Raw genomic sequence first — 17,611 nt, 5'->3', positions numbered from 1 at the left:
TTATGATTTTTGGACATGGTATAGACTTGCAGGAAATTTCAGCTGTTAAAAAGGCTTATGACCGCAATCCACGTTTTGCAAAAAAGGTATTGACACCAAAAGAGTGGGAGCGTTTTGAATCTCTTTCTGGCAATCGTCAGATGTCCTATTTAGCAGGTCGCTGGGCTGGTAAGGAAGCATTTTCAAAGGCCTGGGGTACAGGTATTGGAGCAGTCGGCTTTAAGGATATTGAAATTTTGACCAATAACAAGGGAGCTCCAGTGGTGACCCAGTCGCCTTTTGAAGGCAATGTCTTCATCTCGATTTCCCATAGCGGTGATTTTGTTCAGGCAAGTGTCATTTTAGAAAAAAACTAAGAGATAGATGTTGGAAGAGGATAGCTTATGATTTCAAGTTTACATCGACCAACCTTGGCAAAGGTTGATCTATCAGCAATTTCAGAAAATATTGAACAAGTGGTTAGTCACATTCCTAAAAAGGTGCAGACTTTTGCAGTTGTTAAGGCCAACGCTTATGGTCATGGCGCTGTTGCGGTGGCCAAGCATTTGTCTAAACAGGTAGATGGTTTTTGTGTTTCCAACCTAGACGAGGCACTTGAACTCCGTCAGGCTGGCTTAGAGCAACCGATACTTATTTTAGGAGTCGTCTTGCCAGACGAGGTTCCTTTGGCTATTCAAGAAAACATCACTCTGACGGTAGCTTCGCTTGAGTGGTTGGAAATAGCTAAGAAGCAAGGGCTTGATTTGACTGGTTTGACCTGTCATATTAAGATTGATTCAGGTATGGGACGCATTGGGGTGCGTAGCCAAGGAGATGCAGATAGTTTGATTGCTGGTCTGAAGTCACTTGGTGCGGATGTCGAAGGTATTTTTACCCATTTTGCAACAGCTGATGAGGCAGATGATAGTAAATTCAAGCGTCAATTGGCCTTCTTCACGGATTTGGTTAATAACTTGGTGGACCGCCCTCGCTTGGTACATGCTAGCAACTCTGCGACGAGTATCTGGCATGCAGAAACAGTCTTTAATGCGGTACGTCTAGGTGTCGTCATCTATGGTCTCAATCCTAGTGGCAGTGTTTTAGACCTTCCATATAACATTCGTCCTGCTTTAAGTTTGGAGACAGCACTTGTTCATGTTAAGACCTTGCCAGCAGGTCAAGATGTGGGTTATGGTGCAACGTATACGACGACAGCTGATGAGGTTATTGGAACCATTCCGATTGGCTATGCGGATGGTTGGACCAGAGATTTACAAGGTTTCCACGTTATTGTGGATGGACAGCTTTGTCCTATTGTTGGGCGTGTGTCTATGGACCAAATCACTGTTCGCCTTCCTAAGGTTTATCCCCTAGGAACTCCTGTTACTCTTATGGGTGAAAATGGAGGAGCAAGCATCACTGCGACAGAGGTGGCTGAAAAACGTGGTACTATCAACTACGAAGTTCTTTGTTTGCTTAGTGATCGTGTACCTCGTAGCTATGATTAATATAAATAAAAAGAGAAATCCAGTTTGATACTGGATTTTTTGATTTTAGTGAAGACCATTTTCATGTGTTATAATAGCTGATAAGGCTTCCTTTTTCACGAGGAGAAGAACACGATAGAAATGATAGAGGATATGATTCAACTAGATTCACCGATTGCGGATTTGAAAGGCTTTGGTCCTAAGTCCGCTGAAAAATTTACCAAATTAGATTTGCACACGGTTGGGGACCTCTTGCTTTATTTTCCTTTCCGATATGAAGATTTTAAGAGTAAGTCTATCTTTGAACTGATGGATGGCGAAAAGGCTGTTATTACGGGAACGGTGGTGACACCTGCCAATGTGCAGTATTATGGCTTTAAACGGAATCGTCTGAGTTTTAAAATCAAGCAAGGAGAGGCAGTGATTGCCATTAGTTTCTTCAACCAGCCTTATCTTGTGGACAAGATTGAGATGGGGGCAGAAGTGGCTATTTTTGGCAAATGGGACCAGAAGAAGTCTGCAGTGACTGGTATGAAAGTGTTGGCTCAAGTTGAGGACGATATGCAGCCAGTTTACCATGTGGCCCAGGGCGTTAGTCAGGCCCAGCTGATAAAGGCTATAAGGGCAGCTTTTGATAGTGGGGCCTTGAATTTGTTGGAGGAGAGTCTCCCACAGGTGCTTATGGACAAGTATCGTCTTATGGGACGCCAAGAGGCTGTGCGTGCTATGCATTTTCCGAAAGATTTGGCTGAATATAAGCAGGCTTTACGTAGGACCAAGTTTGAGGAGCTCTTTTATTTCCAGATGAACTTACAGGTGCTGAAGGCTGAGAATAAGTCCGAAACCAATGGTCTAGCAATTGCTTACGATGAAGTCAAAATCAAAGCCAAAATTGCAGAATTACCATTCCCCTTGACAGAAGCCCAACAGCGTAGTTTATCGGAAATCCTAGCTGATATGAAATCTGGGGCTCATATGAACCGTCTTTTGCAAGGAGATGTGGGTTCAGGGAAAACAGTTATCGCTAGTCTGGCCATGTATGGGGCTTATACGGCAGGATTGCAGTCTGCCCTCATGGTACCGACGGAAATTTTAGCGGAGCAGCACTATCAGAGTTTACAGGGGCTTTTTCCTGAGCTAGAGGTAGTGCTCCTAACTTCTGGGATGAAGGCGGCGGACAAAAAAGTAGCTCTTTCCAAAATCGAATCTGGCGAGGCTCAGATGATTGTGGGGACTCACTCACTGATTCAGGATGCTGTGACTTATCACAGGCTTGGGCTAGTAATTACTGATGAGCAGCACCGTTTTGGGGTTAATCAACGTCGTATTTTCCGTGAGAAAGGTGACAATCCTGATGTCCTCATGATGACAGCGACACCTATCCCTAGGACCTTGGCAATCACTGCCTTTGGAGAAATGGATGTGTCAATCATTGACCAAATGCCAGCTGGGCGTAAGCCTATTATTACCCGTTGGGTTAAACATGAGCAACTAGATACCGTACTGACTTGGATTAAGGGCGAGTTGGAAAAAGATGCTCAGGTCTATTTTATTTCACCTTTGATTGAAGAGTCTGAGGCTCTCGATTTGAAAAATGCGGTGGCCCTTCATCAGGAACTCACAGATTTCTTTGGGGATTCAGCTACAGTGGCTCTGATGCACGGTCGCATGAAAAATGATGAAAAAGACCAAATTATGCAGGACTTCAAGGACAGAAAGTCTCAGATTTTAGTATCAACCACAGTTATCGAAGTAGGGGTTAACGTGCCAAATGCTACGGTTATGGTCATTATGGATGCCGACCGCTTTGGACTTAGCCAGCTGCACCAACTTCGAGGACGTGTAGGTCGTGGCCATAAGCAGTCCTACTGTGTTTTGGTGGCTAATCCTAAAAATGATACCGGGAAAAAACGCATGCAGGCCATGTGTGAGACTACGGATGGTTTTGTTCTAGCAGAAGAGGACCTTAAAATGCGTGGTTCAGGAGAGATCTTTGGGACACGTCAGTCAGGAATTCCTGAATTTCAAGTGGCTGATATTGTGGAAGACTATAATATCCTAGAAGAAGCAAGGCGCGTGGCCAGCCAAATTGTATCTGACCCTAACTGGCGCGAGAATCCTGATTGGCAGGTGCTAGGAGCTCATTTGAGAAGCCAAGGCGAGTTTGATTGAGGAGGAAACCCATGAAAAAGAAACGGTTAAAAATCGATTTTTTTGCTATCTTGCATCCCTTATTTCTTATGATGTTAGGTCTCCTGTTTTATTTTTTCGCCTTCATCTTGATTTGGTTTATTACCGAATTGGCAAAGCTGATAGAAGGAAAGACGGACTTTCATACCCTATATCTTTATTCACTTCTTATCTCTCTAGTTTGTTCGGTATTACTGATTATGTACGTCGCGGGTTTTATAGCTCAGCTGATTATCCATATACAGCATCAAAAGGAAAGGACGCTTTTACCGGTCTGGTGTATGCTTACGGCTGTACTGATGCTTGTGCCCCTATTCGAAGATTTTAGTATCTTAGGCTCGTCCTGGAATTTTAAAGGGTATTTTCTTTCCATAGTTGCCTACATTGCCTATCTCTTTACAAAGCTACCCAAGGTTATTGAAAGTTACCGCTATCATGCGACAATTCGCTATGCCGTTTGGGTGGCTCTGGTCTTGGGAATTATTTTATCCATGCTTTAGACAGAAAAACTCTCAGTAAACTCACTGAGAGTTTTAAGTTTCCTTCAAGCTTATTACAAGCTTTCTTTAAGTTAGGCAACCTATAATAAAACCATCAAAACGAGATAGGTTTTGATAATAAAACGTTTTGGCTAAGCCAAACCATTCCTAAAAAAGGAGGACAAAACAATGACAGTAAAAATTAAAGTAACCTTCAACCGAAATTTCCAGAAGCATCCTCAAGACTTTAAGGTTTATCAAAACTAGTATTGATGCTAGGAAGAGGCTCAATTTACCCATATTCTACAACTTTCATCCCTCATTTTCCAAAATCCCTTTTTCCTTTTTTTCATAACGTAGAATCCCTCTTCTTAAACTCATAAAAAGTCTAGACGGAACCATGACCAGTCTAGGCGATTAAAATAAGTAAGCTAACCAGTTGAGATTTTCTTGGCTGGTTTTTATTTTTTGAATTTTAGATAAAAAATATCGAAAAACGATAAAAATGTGTTGACAAGGAGAAATAAAGAGTGTAATATATAATTATCGATAAACGATAATAAGTTTTCGATAAAGATAATCTTATTCGCGAAAAAGAGAAATTATATACCAAAAACTATTTAATAAAGGAAATACTTATCATGAAAACACTTAAATCAATCATCAACGCTGTTCTTATTCTTCTTATGGCAATCTACGGTCTTGCAATGCTTGCTTTACTTATCCTTCCTTTTGTGGATGTGACTAATCTTTTTCCAGGTGCTGAGGTTCATTACCTTTCTGGATGGGGTTACTGGCTAGTCTCAGAGTTACAATTCGCCTTCTATCTTGCCTTGCTTTGTCTCCTTCGTAAAGAGCTTAAAGACTTTACTTGGAAGGCATTTTGGACAGAAGATTTTTCTCTCTTCTTGAAAAAGGCTGCTCTTCTAACCTTTGTGCCATCAGCCTTGAATATCTTCCTGCAGTTGGGAACGACTAATCACCTTGTAGTGGACTTCAGCACATCAGTCTGGCTCCTCTTGGTCTCTCTAGCTTGTGATGCTGTCCGTCTTCGTAAGGGACAAACAGCTGTCAAATAATTGAAGGAATCTTATTTGAAAAGTAGTAAAATCTTACCTATAAACTAGTATTTTATATTGATATTCGATATAATTGATACTGTTAATAGTTAGCTAATGATTTAGTATGAGGTCAAGGGCTCCTAGAGGCACCTTGGCTTTTTCTAGTCTATGCTCAAAGAAATCAAATGAATTTACAATCGAGGTAACACATGACAACTATCTTATTTTATTTTTTAATCATCCTAGCCTTGGCTGGCTCTAGTTATTATGGTTGGAGATCGGCCAAAAGTGCTAAAAATCGTCAGGAAACGCAAGAACAGAAACGTCTACGTAGTATTCTCCTGTTCGTTAATGTCCTCCTTTTTGCGGGCTTTTTAAGTCTTGTTATTACCATTCTTACTGATGCCTTTATCCTGACTGGTCATGAAGGACTCTTACAACAAGGTTTGCGTATGCTTCTTGGTTCGGGGGTTACCGTGAAAAGTAGTAGCACTAGTCTGACGCTTTTTGCAGCAACCATTGATTTCCTTCGTATGTCAGTCAACATAGGCTTCTTGTTGTGTCTACGTGTCTTTCTGATTAATCTTTATCGTTCTGATATTTTTATCGCTAAAAATGCTAAGTTGGTTCGTTGGTCAGCGCATTTGCTAGTTCTTGGGGCCTTTATCAATAATGGTATCTTTACATTTGGGACAGGCAACCATAGTTATAGTTTCTTTAATATCAGTTATTTGCTAGTTAGCTTTGTTCTCTATGCTGTTGCTATGATTTTGACTAAGGCTAATGCCATTGCTGAGGAAAATGAATACACGATTTAGGAGGGGCATATGATTATTGTCAATTTGGACGTTGAACTTGCCAAGAAGAAGATGCGCTCGGGTGAGTTGGCAGAACGTATTGGTATTACCCCAGCCAATCTCTCGGTTCTAAAGACCGGCAAGGCCAAGGCAATCCGTTTTACGACTCTGGATGCTATTTGTAAGGAGTTAGATTGCCAACCAGGAGATATTCTTGAATATAGATCAGATGAAGAAAATTAAAAGCCTGAAGCAGTAGTCACTTCTCTAGTGATCATGCTTCAAGCTTTTTATTTTTTCTTCAACCATGCGACCAGGGCTAGACTGACTAGCACGGTGCCACAGACCATGGCGATATGTGTTTTTGAGACTGTCAGCTCATAGTGGAAATCTTTATTTTCCAATTTATCGGTTGCTTCAATACTAAGTTTCATGTCTTATCCCTCGATATAGTCTTTCAATTCTTGGTCTTTGAGTCCCGCACTGAGTGCGATGAGGAGTTTGAGGCGAGCCTTTGGTGCGTTGAGTTCTTTAACAAACATAACGCCAGCTTCTTGGAGTTTGACTCCCCCGCCTTCATAGGCGTAGACAGGTTCGGCGATACCGTTGAAGCAGCGGGAAACGAGCACAACAGGGACTCCTTTTTCCATAAGATTTGTGATTTCTCTTGCAGCCAATGGTGGGAGGTTTCCAGCACCTAGTGCCTCGATAACCACGCCATCAATCTTTTCAGGGTCTAGGAGACTGATGATTCCATCTCCGATACCCATCCCAGCATAGGCCTTGATGATTGGTACTGTTCCTGTGATTTGTTCCAAGTCAAAACGAACCCGAGGCTCTGCAGTTTTGAACCAGAGGATGTCATGCTTCATGATGATTCCTAGTGGACCGTGGGTTGGTGTGTGGAAGGTTGCCACGTTTGTGGTATGGGTCTTAGTCACATACTTGGCTGCATGGATTTCATCATTCATAACGACCAGGATTCCTTTGTCAGCGGCCTTGTCGTCGCTAGCAACACGTAGGGCTGAGAGATAGTTATAGACTCCGTCGCTTCCTAGTTCGTTCGACGAACGCATGGCACCAGTTAGGACGATTGGAATCTCAGGGACGGCCATGGTGTCTAGGAAGTAGGCTGTCTCTTCCAGAGTATCTGTTCCGTGGGTGATGACCACACCATCATATTGCCCAGCTGTTTCCTTGATTTTTTTGTAAATATCCAGCATGTGGTAGGGTGTGATATGTGGGCTAGGGATATTAAGAAAATCGAGAACGGTTAGTTCTAAATTGTCTAAATCAAGCCCCACATGGTTCATGGGATTATCAGCGTTTTGACTGACCTTGCCATCATTATCCGCTGACATGGAAATTGTTCCTCCAGTGTGAAGGACTAGGATTTTTTTTGTCATTTATATTACTCACCATTATATTATATGTTATAATTTATTTTAGCATAATATGTTAGAAGGAGGGGAGCTCTGTGGCCATTAAAGCAGTCTTTTTTGATATTGATGGGACTTTTCTAAATGACCGAAAACGTGTGTCAAGTTCAACCAAAAAAGCTATCAGTCAAATGAAGGAAGATGGTATCTTGGTTGGTTTGGCAACAGGTCGTGGTCCAGGATTTGTTCAGCCTTTCATGGACAATCTGGGTCTGGATTTTGCAGTCACTTATAATGGTCAATATATTTTGACTCATGACAAGGTCCTGTATCAAAATCAGCTCCCTAAATCAACAGTCTACAACTTGATTCGCTATGCCACCAAGCACCGTAGAGAGATTTCTCTAGGGACTAGCACAGGTCTTGTTGGTTCCAATATTATTAGTATGGGAACGAGTAAGTTTGGACAAATCGTCAGCCGTATTGTCCCTAAGTCCTGGGCTAAGATGGTGGAACGTAGTTTCAAGTCTTTGATTCGTCGTTTCAAGCCACAAAGTATTGAGACTCTTAAGACTATCATGCGTGAGCCTATTTATCAGGTGGTTATGGTAGCGACGGTGGGGGAAACACAAGATATTGAAGAAAAGTTTCCTCATGTGAAGATTACCCGTTCAAGTCCTTATTCAGCCGATATTATTTCAGCGGACCAATCTAAGTTAAAAGGTATCGCTCATCTAGGTGAGGTTTTTGGTTTCGAACTCAGTGAGGTTATGGCCTTTGGGGATTCGGAAAATGACCTAGAAATGCTGTCTGGCGTCGGCATTGGTGTTGCCATGGGTAATGGTGAAGACGAACTGAAAGACCAGGCTACCCATGTCACTGATACTAATAACCAGAATGGGATTGCCAAAGCCTTGTCACACTACGGTTTGATTCACTTTGAAACAGAGAATTCATTTACCAGTGATGATGACAACTTCAACAAGGTTAAGGATTTCCACCATTTGATGGATGGCTCAACTACCGATATGCCTCGTGTTTACGGTATTGAGGAAGCTAGTCACCGTTCGGACTTCAAGTTGGAAGAAATTGTCGAATTCCTCTATGCTTCATCAGGTGGGGACAAGCGTGTCTTTGGTCAGGCTGTTCTGGATTTGCATGCTGCTCTTGATAAGGCAGCGCTCAAAGTTAGTTCTAAAGAGCACTCAGAGTCAACTATGGTTGGTCAGGTGGATGCATTGACTGACTTGCTTTACTTGACCTATGGCTCATTTGTCCTTATGGGTGTGGATCCTAAGCCTTTCTTTGATACTGTTCATGAGGCTAATATGGGTAAAATTTTCCCAGATGGCAAAGCTCACTTTGATCCTGTGACTCACAAAATTCTTAAACCAAGTGATTGGGAAGCGCGATTTGCACCAGAACCACACATTAAACGTGAGCTAGATCGTCAGATTCAAAAATCTCTACAAAGAAGTAAATAGAAAATATAAAGGTTTGGACAGTTTGCTCCAAGCCTTTTTCTAATAAAAATGACATTTATTAATGTATTTATTTGTGATAAAATAAAGACATTCTATGTATTTTTAAGGAGATTATTATGACTAAAGCAGATTGGTTAGACTTTTTTGAAGCCATCAATGGTCGTTCAGCGACTGAAGAAGAAATTGCAGCAGCACTTGCAGCTGGTGAGTTCCAAGATGACGCACCAGCAGTAGAAACTGCCCCAACACAAGAAGCGCCAGCGCAACCAGCTTTCGCTAATGTTCAAGAAACACCAGCCCAAGAGGCGCAACCACAGCCAACTTTCGCTGGTGCCCAAGAAGCGCAACCACAGCCGACTTTTGCGAGTGCACAAGACGCACAAGCGCAAGCTTCTTTTACAAATGCTCAGGCAGCACAACCTCAACCAACCTTTGCAGGTGCTCAAGCTGCTCCAGTACAAGGAGTGCCAAATCAGGCAGCACAACCACAAGCTGGTTTTGCCAATGCTCAAGCTGGTCAACAAGCAGCTTTTGCTAACGGTCAACCTCTTCAACCAGGTCAAAACGTTCAATTTATCAACGGTCAAGCTGTAGTTGTTCCAGCCCAACCATCAGCATTTGCGACAACTTTCAAAAACTACTGGACATGGTTGCTTAATGCATGGCGTCGTCCAGCTGACATGACAGATTATGGTAAACACAATGGTTGGCTTAACTATATCTTCTTGTCACTCTTTACTGGACTTGCCTTCTTTGCAATCTTGAGCGCTGTGGCACGTAAAGTGGTTAGTTCAATTGTATCAACAACAAACGCATTGAGTAACCTTTTTGGTTCTTATGGAACAGATGCTTACTCATCTTCAGTTTCAAGCCAGACATCAAGCATTGGTTTTGGAGCTTTCTTTGCTAGTATCCTAGCTGCCTTCCTTTTTATCTTTGCCTTTATCTTGGCAGGATTTGTAACACGTAAGGCAATTTTCCGTGATCCTGAGACTACTTTCTTGAATAGCTTTGACCGTTTTGGTCGCTTGACGTCATTGGCCTTGCCAATCTTGCTCGTAACAATCTTGTTGGGAGCTATTGGACTTGTAGCCTTCCCAGGATTCTTGTTCTATGTTGTTTACTTCTTATTTGCACTTGCTAACCTCTTTACAATTGTTCCTGTAACAACAGCGTGGAAGGCTGATAAATTCTATCAAATGATTTTGGCAGCACTTTTGAATGGTGTGATTTTGTCAATCTTGTTTGCAATCGTATTTGCTATCATGTCATCATTTACAGTAGGTCTTCTATTCTAATCTAAGTAAACCTCTAGCATTTTTTGAAAAAGTAAGTTTATAGGAGTCTTTATGGCAACAAAAGAAAAGTGGATTGATTTATTTGAAAAGGCAGTTGGTCGTCCGCCCCATGCTTTGGAGATTGAAGAAGGCCAGAAAGCAGACTTTGACTTAAAGGCTATTAAAGGCATTGCGGCAATGGGCTTGGACCAAGAAGCCACTCCTTCTGAACCAACAGAAGAAGTTGATGAGTATGACGTTGCCGAGGAAGTGTTTGAAGATGTACCGCTTGGTGATGAAGAGGAAACAACTCCTTTAGAAACTGAGGAGCTTGCACCAGTATCTCAAGCAGATCAAGGTCAAGCTGAAGAAAATTCAGAGGCCGCTTCTAAAGAAGCACAAGCTATCTGGATGAAGGCTTTTAAAACCTATGTTGGACGTCAGCCTCTTCCTGAGGAATTCCTACTTGGTAAGTCTTCAGGTTATGATGTATCAACCATCCATCAGTTTATCTCAGATGGTAAGGCTGCGAAACCAGCCAAGCCAGCTATGGCTAAAGGGAAGAAAATCCTGATTATTGCTGGTGTTGTTTCAGCAGTCTTAGCACTTGCTAGTTACGGCTTTGGTTCTTACTACTACTCACGTGGTCAAGTAGCAGAGCGTTATGAAGCAGCAGCTAAGAAGAGCTTTAAAGATAGCTTGGAATACCAAGTATGGTCTGATACTAAAAAGGAAATTAAAACATCTGAAGTTAAGTACACAGACACTAAAAGTACACAAGCCTATAGCAAGAGCCAACTCATGTCTGGTGAACGTATGCAAAAGGTTGGACGTCAGTTCCTTATTTTTCCTAAGTGGCGAATCGTGGTAGATCCTGGAACGGTTGATTTGACCGTTAATACAGCTGATTTGAATGTGACTATTAACGGGGTTTCTTACGCTACTACAGATGGTAATAACTACACGGCTAAATTGAATCATCTCTATCCAGGAACTTACAATTTTGTGGCTTCTGGTAAGGTAAATGATCAAGATATCACTGTCTCATCTGAGGAAAATGTGACCTCTAAAACAGAAGTCAACCTTTCTGTAGAGTATCTCAGCTTTACTGTTAAGTCTAATCTTAAGGATGGAGACCTCTACGTTGGTGGTACTAAGATTGGAACTCTTAACTCAGGGAAACTAGATGTTAACAAGGTAGCAGTAGCTGGTTCGTCAGCCGTTTATGTTAAGAAGAATTTCGAAGATGGTAGCTCTATCAAGACAGAGACATTGTCTATTAAGAAAATTTCTGAAGGTCAAACGGTTACTCTAGATGCTGATGGTGTTCTTGATCGTGATACGGCAGATCGTCTCTTGACTGCTGCCTACGGTAAATTTGGCAGCTACGCTTCTAATCACAACACGACACCAGATGGTGTATCTGACATTTTCCTAAATGGTACTGATGATACCATGTACAAGGATGTAACGGCTGATATTGATAGAAATACTACGGGTGCTAAAAACCGTGCTGCTGATAGTATTTCTTTCTCAGACGTTGACGTCACAGAAGTCGTTCAGACTGGTGAGAAGACCTTCAAGGTGACCTTCACAGCAGTTTATGATTTCTATTATGGTTATGATTCGAAATTTAAGTCATCAGGAGATATCAAAGATAAAATCTCTTGGTCATGTAATGTGGAATATGTTGGTGACGATAGTGACTCTAGCAGTAGTGGTTCTAACTACAGCGACTACCGTATCAATGGTAAGGCTGGTGAATCACAAAAAGTGAGTCGTGAAGATACTGTGAAGTAGTAGTTACTTGCTCAGTTAGTTAGCATTGAACAGATTACAAATGGGAGGGGAGTCCTCCACACTAAAAATGAGAACTTGGCAACAGCCAGGTTCTTTTGTTTGTCTGTTTTAACCTCTTAGGGGCTAAACTGTGCCACTTACCTAAAAGGCCTTGTTTTGTGTAAAGCACTTGTTATAATGGAAACATCAAAAGGACAGGAAAGGAGTCTTATGAAAGTTAGAATCGAATTAGACCCATCCATGGATGAGCCTGAAATCTTGATTCGAGCTCCTCGGTTAACACAGGAATTAGCCCAGCTCCAAGAGTCTATTCTAAAGCAAAAGTTAGTTCCGTTAGCCTTTTACAAGAATCGCAGTGAATATTTTCTGGATTTGGCAGATATTCTCTTTTTTGAAACAGACGGGGAGAAAATTTATGGTCATACTAAGGATGAGGCCTATGAGGTAAAGCAAAAACTCTACGAATTGGAAGAATTGCTTCCGATTGCCTTTTGTCGGATTTCCAAATCGACGATTGTTAATGCTAAGCAGATTTATTCTTTGGAGAAGTCTTTTTCAGGGACCAGTACGGTGAATTTCTATCAGACCCACAAGCAGGTCCATGTATCAAGACGCTACTATCAAGTTTTAAAAGAACGACTAAACGAAATGAGGTAAGATAATGAGAAAGAAATTAATTGGGATCCTCTTGATCCTTTTGGCAGCTTTAGTAATTGTACAGGACTACTTTATAAAATGGGAAATTAGTATTTGGATGTTGGCCTGGGTGGTCTTATTAGCTATTTTATCCCTTTCTAGTCTTTTGAAGCGACATTTTGGTCTTGGTTTCGCCTATGGTATTGTGGCTCTTTTTTCACTCAATGGACAGTTCCATTTTCTTCCAGTATCTAATTCGGTCCTTATCTTTTCTTCCATTCTTGCAGTTATTGGCTTGAACATTCTCTTCAATTCTTCTAGTAAAACAAAGAATCGTTTTGGATTGGGTGCAACTGGTTCAGACGCTAATAATGGAGGAAATGATATTGATGTCACTTTTTCAGCAGTGACCAAGTATCTTAATGACCAGCAATTTACGCATGGGAGTGCAGATGTTAGTTTAGGGCAGGCTTCCGTTTATTTTGATAATTGCCGTATTGAGGGGCCATCAGCCCAGTTTGATGTGGACGTTTCTCTTGGAAGTCTTAGCCTCTATGTGCCCAGTGATTGGCGAGTACATGTGAATGTGGATAATTCGCTTTCAGCTGTACAGCATGAGGAAAATCCTAGCAATTTGACCAGCAAGGACTTCTACATCAAAGGCGATGTTTCCTTGGGTAATTTAGAAATTATCTATGTTGGTGAGAGTTCGATTGATTAAGTTAGGAGAGAGGTTGCTATAAACATGACAATTTAGGAGGGCAATAGCTCTGGGATTTCTAAGTTCATCAAGTCTTTCAAATCAACTAATACTCAAGGGAGTGGGACAAGGAACAATTTTTAAAAAGTTGTTCGGTCCTACTCCCTTTTTTCCTATTTTATAGTCTCTTTTTTTGTGATAATATAGTATAGTGAAAAAAACTAGACTGGAATAACTTTACTCTTTTGAAGTTTTATGTGACAGCGATGATGGAGATAATCTAAGCGGATGCCTGCTTGGAGCGATAGTCAAGTAAACTCAAAATGAGGCTAGAAGGGAAATTGTTATGAGAAAAAAAGCGATTGGTATTGATTTAGGAACAACGAATTCCGTTATGGCTGTTGTTCGTGAAGATGTGCCAGAGATTATTCCGATGGGGACGAATGACGATCAGGTCTTACGTTCAGCGGTTTATTTCTCAAATATTAGTGGCCAAAATCATGTGTCTTTTGGTAAGGAAGCCATTGAACGTGGGACAGAAATCGGAAGTACAGAAAACTTTAAATTTGATTTTAAACGTGATATTGGGCGTCCCATTGCTAGTGATACACCAGACCACACACGTGTCAATTCTATTATTCTTTCGGCCTTGGTTTTGAACGAATTTCGTAAACGTGCCTATGTAGTTGGGCAGGAGATGGGCCAAGCAGATGGTATCAAGGATGCTGTTATCACAGTGCCTGCCTACTTTACGTCAGATCAACGTGCGGCAACTAAGAATGCTGGTCGTATTGCAGGATTTAATGTTTTGCGTATTATCAATGAGCCTACAGCTGCGGCCATTGCCTATGCCCACACTAAAAATGCTCAAGGGAATGTCTTGGTCTTCGACCTAGGTGGAGGAACTTTTGACGTTACCATCATGCGCGTGGCTGATCATGCCTATGATATTTTGGCAACTGACGGGAATTCACGCCTTGGTGGGATTGATTTTGATAAGCGTCTTGTGGGCTACATCATGCAGGAGTTGGAAAAACAAGGGGTCAATATGACTAACCTTTCCGAGAAGGAAAAAATTCAACTTCAATATAAGGCTGAGCAGATTAAGACTAGTCTATCTGTGAATGACCAAGCTCTCTATGAGCACTATGTCAATGGTCAAGGTTACGGTGTCTTGATAACTCAAGCGATTTTCAATGAAATTACCTTGGACCTCCTCAAAGATACTGAAATCAAGGTGCAATCTACCCTTCAAGCATCTGGCTTGAAATGGGAAGAGATTGACCATATTCTCCTTGTGGGTGGGTCAACACGTATGCCAATGATTCGTCAGATGATTCGTTTGATGAGTGGTTTGGAACCTAAGTTTGACCTTAATCCAGATACTATCGTGGCACAAGGGGCTTCTATTTTGGCTGACCTTATCGTCAATAATGAGGTTAGCTTCTCTGAGCACCAGGATGGTAAGACAACTGAGACAGATAGAGTGGTTGTCAAGGATGTGACCTCTCAGGGAATCGGTCTGCTCTTCAAGAAAAATCCAAACAAGAACTACAGTTTTGTGGGTGACTACTATAATAGTGTCGTGGTTCCACGTAACTCAGTCTTGCCTTTGGCTGTTACCAAGGATCTCTTTGCGGTCGTGGATGGACAGAGTAAGTTTAAACTTCGTATCACAGAAGGAAATTATGAAAATCCATTTGCTGTGAAGATTTTGGGACAAGTGGAAGGGCAAGTGCCACAACCTCGTCAGAAAGGTGAGCTCTTGGCACAAGTCACCTATGCCTTTGACTCAGAACAAATTGTTACCGTGACAGTGTCGGACCCTCGAAGCAATACTGTTGTGGCACGCTTTTCAGTCAATGCACAAGTCAACCAAACCCAAGAAGTGGTTAAGGAAGATTTGTCAGAACTTCAAGCTATTTTTGCTAAATTCATCTCATGATAGACTACTACAAAGCAATTGATACAGAGACAGGACAGGAAGTGCCCTATTTAAGAGAGGTCAGTAACCGTATCTCTCCAGAGATGTCGGCTCAAGATTGTTTCGTGGCCCTTTCCTTTTTACGTGAGGAGCTGGAGGAGCTCTGGACAAATGGTACCTTAGATAAAGAAGGTGAGCGTTTGCGTAGTGAGCTCTACACGATTCGCTCAATCTTTTTCTCAGACCATGAGAAGTTACAATATGACCGAAAACTCAGACAGGCTCAGAGAAAGGCCTTGGAAGTTGACAAGGGGACGACCACTGGTGCTAGCAATGTATCAGGTAAAAAGGAAATCCCTTTTGAACCTGTTGCGGTGACTCAGACTAAAGAGTCACCTCTTAAAAATTACCTCTTTGCAGCCTTCGCCTTTGTGGTTCTACTAAGCTTGATTCTCTTCTTCAATATCAATGTCATCGTTCTTATTATCGGGGCCATTCTAATTGTGGCTTTGATGTTACTTATGTCTTAGGAGATATTAATGGAAACCAATCAATTAACATTTGAACATATCTGTTTCAAATATAAGGGAAATGATAACCAGCTCTTTACAGATTTGGATGTTACTATGGAGACTGGCCAAGTTGTCGGTATCTTGGGTGCTTCTGGTTCAGGGAAAACAACTTTAACAGAGATTCTCCTAGGCCAGCTTAAACCGACTTGCCAACAATTTCGTATTTTAGAAAATGGCAAACCTGTGACTGCTGGCTCACGCTCTTGGTCCTATGTGCCCCAACAAAATCTCCTACGTGAGTACCTCAAGGTATCTGAGACCTTTGATTTTTATGCGGACCACCATCTGAAAGGGAGTGGTAAGCTGACTAAAAAGCATCGCATTGCAGGCATCATGGATGATTTAGGCTTGACGGAATTTGCTAATAAGAAGATCTCAGAGCTTTCTGGTGGGCAAAAACGCCGTGTCTCTATTGGTATTGAGCTTCTTAGCCCTAGTCCCTACTTTATCCTTGACGAGCCGTCTTCAGGTTTGGATGCCCTTAGTGATCGTAATCTCTTACGTACCTTGAAAATCTTGGCTAAATCAGCTAACAAGTCTATTGTGGTTATTACTCACAATACAGAAAATTTGGCTATTTTTGACAAGATCATCTTCTTGTCTAAGGGACGTCCGACATTTGCAGGAACCTATGAAGAGTTGCTTTTGGAATACAAGACTAGCGATCCTTATATGATTCGTAAATATATGGATATGAATATCGCAGATGTCTACCAAGAGCTCAATGCTTCAACACGTATTTACAAGATTTAGGGAGATTTATGAACGCAGCATTACGATTAAGTTGGTATAAATTTAAACACCACTACATGGATTTTGTGAAGGTTCTTCTGGGCATTGTCGCTTTTGAAGGCTTAATTCTCTATATCCAAGACAAGGGATTTTTGAAAGATTTCGAAACAACTCGAATGACCCTCTTTCTCTTGCTTTTCTCAACCAGTCTCTTGATTGTGGTTCAAAACAGTATTTATATTTCTAAGGAACGCTCGGTCCTCAACCGTGACTTTTTCTCAGGTTTGAGTCGTTCAGCCTTCGCCTTGGCTAGTATGGGGATTCACGCCTTCTTTGCCGTTTTGGAAACCATTGTCTTTATCCTATCTTACTCTGTCTTTAGTAAGTTCTTTGACAAGGAATTTCCAGATGCTGGTCATATTTTTGGTTCCTACCGTTGGGAAGTTGGGATTACAGTGCTCCTGGTTTTCTTGGCGTCGCATTTTATTGCCCTCTTTATCTCAGCCTTGGTTGGCAAATCTGAGATTACCTCTGTTATCCTAGCAGTCGTTGTGGGTATCATGCAATTTTCATTGTCGGGAACTATCCTGTCTTTGCCCAAAGCCATTGATTGGGTACAAAAATTTATCTATCTTGGTTATGGCCACAAGCTTTTTGGGATTTCTAGTGACTTGTCAGACTTGCCATCGAGCTTGGCTAAGTACGGAGTCCCAGTCCCTAAGAGCCAGTTGGAGGCCTTTCAAGGGTCTACAGGCGAATTCTGGGGACAATGGTGGGCCTTGGTGCTTCATTGCCTCGTTTATGCCCTACTCTTTTTCGTCACACTTCAGAAGAAGGAGAAATAAATGCAACAATATGATGAATGGCTGATTGACTTCCAAGTGCAGCATGGTCGCAAGCCAAGTGATAAGGAAGTCGCAGAAGCTGCTAAGACTGGTTTTGCTCTTTCTAGTGGCTTGAGCAGACAGAAAAATTCTAAATTCAGACAAGTTTTGTCTAAGGTTGGTTTGGGTGATCTCAAGTTTAGCTGGTTTTTAGTTTTGGAAATTTTGCTCTTGATTTGTATTGCTCTCTTTGGCTATGTTGTTGGCTATCTATTTATCTAGGAGGACCT

19 protein-coding genes are annotated in these 17,611 nt (G+C 41.7%); 17 read left to right on the top strand and 2 right to left on the bottom strand.

Going from position 1 to position 17,611, the window contains the following annotated elements:
- Positions 1-2 precede the first annotated feature (2 nt).
- The 7 genes from acpS to SSAL8618_RS08815 all read left to right on the top strand — a co-directional run bounded on the left by acpS (position 3) and on the right by SSAL8618_RS08815 (position 6,236).
- The gene (gene acpS / locus SSAL8618_RS08845) at positions 3-356 is read left to right on the top strand and encodes a holo-ACP synthase (RefSeq protein ID WP_038676744.1); all 354 of its coding nucleotides are present in this window, start codon (positions 3-5) and stop codon (positions 354-356) included.
- A 27-nt stretch (positions 357-383) separates the two neighbouring features.
- On the top strand, positions 384-1,487 hold the full coding sequence (alr, locus tag SSAL8618_RS08840) for an alanine racemase (RefSeq protein ID WP_038676741.1): 1,104 nt from the start codon (positions 384-386) through the stop codon (positions 1,485-1,487).
- Positions 1,488-1,607: 120 nt separating this feature from the next.
- Positions 1,608-3,638 carry an ATP-dependent DNA helicase RecG gene (gene recG, locus SSAL8618_RS08835; protein ID WP_257001904.1) on the top strand — a complete coding sequence of 677 codons (2,031 nt, stop codon included), beginning with the start codon at positions 1,608-1,610 and terminating at the stop codon, positions 3,636-3,638.
- Positions 3,639-3,649: 11 nt separating this feature from the next.
- Positions 3,650-4,156 carry a hypothetical protein gene (locus SSAL8618_RS08830; RefSeq protein ID WP_004183442.1) on the top strand — a complete coding sequence of 169 codons (507 nt, stop codon included), beginning with the start codon at positions 3,650-3,652 and terminating at the stop codon, positions 4,154-4,156.
- Between the two features lie 620 nt (positions 4,157-4,776).
- Positions 4,777-5,214: a hypothetical protein gene (locus SSAL8618_RS08825; RefSeq protein ID WP_022496192.1), complete on the top strand. Its 438-nt coding sequence runs from the start codon at positions 4,777-4,779 to the stop codon at positions 5,212-5,214.
- 191 nt (positions 5,215-5,405) lie between these two features.
- Complete coding sequence (locus SSAL8618_RS08820) at positions 5,406-6,014, top strand: DUF2975 domain-containing protein (protein ID WP_022496193.1); 609 nt, start codon at positions 5,406-5,408, stop codon at positions 6,012-6,014.
- 9 nt (positions 6,015-6,023) lie between these two features.
- Positions 6,024-6,236, top strand: a complete 213-nt coding sequence (locus SSAL8618_RS08815) for a helix-turn-helix domain-containing protein (protein ID WP_022496194.1) — start codon at positions 6,024-6,026, stop codon at positions 6,234-6,236.
- Positions 6,237-6,283: 47 nt separating this feature from the next.
- On the opposite strand, the gene SSAL8618_RS10655 is transcribed toward SSAL8618_RS08815, so the two are convergent.
- Both SSAL8618_RS10655 and SSAL8618_RS08810 read right to left on the bottom strand, forming a co-directional pair.
- Positions 6,284-6,427 carry a hypothetical protein gene (locus tag SSAL8618_RS10655; protein WP_002884712.1) on the bottom strand — a complete coding sequence of 48 codons (144 nt, stop codon included), beginning with the start codon at positions 6,425-6,427 and terminating at the stop codon, positions 6,284-6,286.
- Positions 6,428-6,430: 3 nt separating this feature from the next.
- Positions 6,431-7,399, bottom strand: a complete 969-nt coding sequence (locus SSAL8618_RS08810) for an asparaginase (RefSeq protein ID WP_037602584.1) — start codon at positions 7,397-7,399, stop codon at positions 6,431-6,433.
- Positions 7,400-7,470: 71 nt separating this feature from the next.
- Between SSAL8618_RS08810 and SSAL8618_RS08805 the strand changes: the two genes are divergently transcribed.
- The 10 genes from SSAL8618_RS08805 to SSAL8618_RS08760 all read left to right on the top strand — a co-directional run bounded on the left by SSAL8618_RS08805 (position 7,471) and on the right by SSAL8618_RS08760 (position 17,603).
- On the top strand, positions 7,471-8,856 hold the full coding sequence (locus SSAL8618_RS08805) for a Cof-type HAD-IIB family hydrolase (RefSeq protein WP_021143635.1): 1,386 nt from the start codon (positions 7,471-7,473) through the stop codon (positions 8,854-8,856).
- Positions 8,857-8,972: 116 nt separating this feature from the next.
- A complete protein-coding gene (locus SSAL8618_RS08800; protein WP_022496197.1) occupies positions 8,973-10,154 on the top strand; it encodes a DUF6574 domain-containing protein in 1,182 nt (393 codons plus the stop codon).
- Between the two features lie 51 nt (positions 10,155-10,205).
- Positions 10,206-11,933 (top strand): zinc ribbon domain-containing protein, encoded by a 1,728-nt coding sequence (locus SSAL8618_RS08795; protein ID WP_022496198.1) that lies wholly within the window; start codon positions 10,206-10,208, stop codon positions 11,931-11,933.
- Positions 11,934-12,143: 210 nt separating this feature from the next.
- The gene (locus tag SSAL8618_RS08790; protein ID WP_022495862.1) at positions 12,144-12,590 is read left to right on the top strand and encodes a LytTR family DNA-binding domain-containing protein; all 447 of its coding nucleotides are present in this window, start codon (positions 12,144-12,146) and stop codon (positions 12,588-12,590) included.
- 4 nt (positions 12,591-12,594) lie between these two features.
- Positions 12,595-13,290, top strand: coding sequence for a hypothetical protein (locus SSAL8618_RS08785; RefSeq protein ID WP_022495863.1), 696 nt, complete (start codon positions 12,595-12,597; stop codon positions 13,288-13,290).
- Between the two features lie 325 nt (positions 13,291-13,615).
- Complete coding sequence (locus tag SSAL8618_RS08780; RefSeq protein ID WP_022495864.1) at positions 13,616-15,214, top strand: Hsp70 family protein; 1,599 nt, start codon at positions 13,616-13,618, stop codon at positions 15,212-15,214.
- Positions 15,211-15,723, top strand: coding sequence for a hypothetical protein (locus tag SSAL8618_RS08775; RefSeq protein WP_038676738.1), 513 nt, complete (start codon positions 15,211-15,213; stop codon positions 15,721-15,723). Before SSAL8618_RS08780 ends, SSAL8618_RS08775 begins: the two co-directional genes overlap by 4 nt.
- A 9-nt stretch (positions 15,724-15,732) precedes the next feature.
- A complete protein-coding gene (locus SSAL8618_RS08770) occupies positions 15,733-16,518 on the top strand; it encodes an ATP-binding cassette domain-containing protein (protein ID WP_002891779.1) in 786 nt (261 codons plus the stop codon).
- Positions 16,519-16,526: 8 nt separating this feature from the next.
- Entirely contained in the window at positions 16,527-17,342 is an 816-nt protein-coding gene (locus tag SSAL8618_RS08765) for an ABC transporter permease (protein ID WP_004183421.1), read from the top strand.
- Positions 17,343-17,603, top strand: coding sequence for a hypothetical protein (locus SSAL8618_RS08760; protein WP_002884593.1), 261 nt, complete (start codon positions 17,343-17,345; stop codon positions 17,601-17,603).
- Positions 17,604-17,611 lie beyond the last annotated feature (8 nt).

Origin of the sequence: Streptococcus salivarius (genome assembly GCF_000785515.1) — a bacterium.
GTDB lineage: Bacteria > Bacillota > Bacilli > Lactobacillales > Streptococcaceae > Streptococcus > Streptococcus salivarius.
Note: the sequence above shows the minus strand (reverse complement) of the source record. Positions and strands in the feature narration are given on the sequence as shown.

Bases quoted from the DNA above. Each gene is read 5' to 3' on its own strand.
- acpS (WP_038676744.1), top strand. From the start codon at position 3: ATGATTTTTGGACATGGTATAGACTTGCAGGAAATTTCAGCTGTTAAA.
- alr (WP_038676741.1), top strand. From the start codon at position 384: ATGATTTCAAGTTTACATCGACCAACCTTGGCAAAGGTTGATCTATCA.
- recG (WP_257001904.1), top strand. From the start codon at position 1,608: ATGATAGAGGATATGATTCAACTAGATTCACCGATTGCGGATTTGAAA.
- SSAL8618_RS08830 (WP_004183442.1), top strand. From the start codon at position 3,650: ATGAAAAAGAAACGGTTAAAAATCGATTTTTTTGCTATCTTGCATCCC.
- SSAL8618_RS08825 (WP_022496192.1), top strand. From the start codon at position 4,777: ATGAAAACACTTAAATCAATCATCAACGCTGTTCTTATTCTTCTTATG.
- SSAL8618_RS08820 (WP_022496193.1), top strand. From the start codon at position 5,406: ATGACAACTATCTTATTTTATTTTTTAATCATCCTAGCCTTGGCTGGC.
- SSAL8618_RS08815 (WP_022496194.1), top strand. From the start codon at position 6,024: ATGATTATTGTCAATTTGGACGTTGAACTTGCCAAGAAGAAGATGCGC.
- SSAL8618_RS10655 (WP_002884712.1), bottom strand. From the start codon at position 6,427: ATGAAACTTAGTATTGAAGCAACCGATAAATTGGAAAATAAAGATTTC.
- SSAL8618_RS08810 (WP_037602584.1), bottom strand. From the start codon at position 7,399: ATGACAAAAAAAATCCTAGTCCTTCACACTGGAGGAACAATTTCCATG.
- SSAL8618_RS08800 (WP_022496197.1), top strand. From the start codon at position 8,973: ATGACTAAAGCAGATTGGTTAGACTTTTTTGAAGCCATCAATGGTCGT.
- SSAL8618_RS08795 (WP_022496198.1), top strand. From the start codon at position 10,206: ATGGCAACAAAAGAAAAGTGGATTGATTTATTTGAAAAGGCAGTTGGT.
- SSAL8618_RS08790 (WP_022495862.1), top strand. From the start codon at position 12,144: ATGAAAGTTAGAATCGAATTAGACCCATCCATGGATGAGCCTGAAATC.
- SSAL8618_RS08785 (WP_022495863.1), top strand. From the start codon at position 12,595: ATGAGAAAGAAATTAATTGGGATCCTCTTGATCCTTTTGGCAGCTTTA.
- SSAL8618_RS08780 (WP_022495864.1), top strand. From the start codon at position 13,616: ATGAGAAAAAAAGCGATTGGTATTGATTTAGGAACAACGAATTCCGTT.
- SSAL8618_RS08775 (WP_038676738.1), top strand. From the start codon at position 15,211: ATGATAGACTACTACAAAGCAATTGATACAGAGACAGGACAGGAAGTG.
- SSAL8618_RS08770 (WP_002891779.1), top strand. From the start codon at position 15,733: ATGGAAACCAATCAATTAACATTTGAACATATCTGTTTCAAATATAAG.
- SSAL8618_RS08765 (WP_004183421.1), top strand. From the start codon at position 16,527: ATGAACGCAGCATTACGATTAAGTTGGTATAAATTTAAACACCACTAC.
- SSAL8618_RS08760 (WP_002884593.1), top strand. From the start codon at position 17,343: ATGCAACAATATGATGAATGGCTGATTGACTTCCAAGTGCAGCATGGT.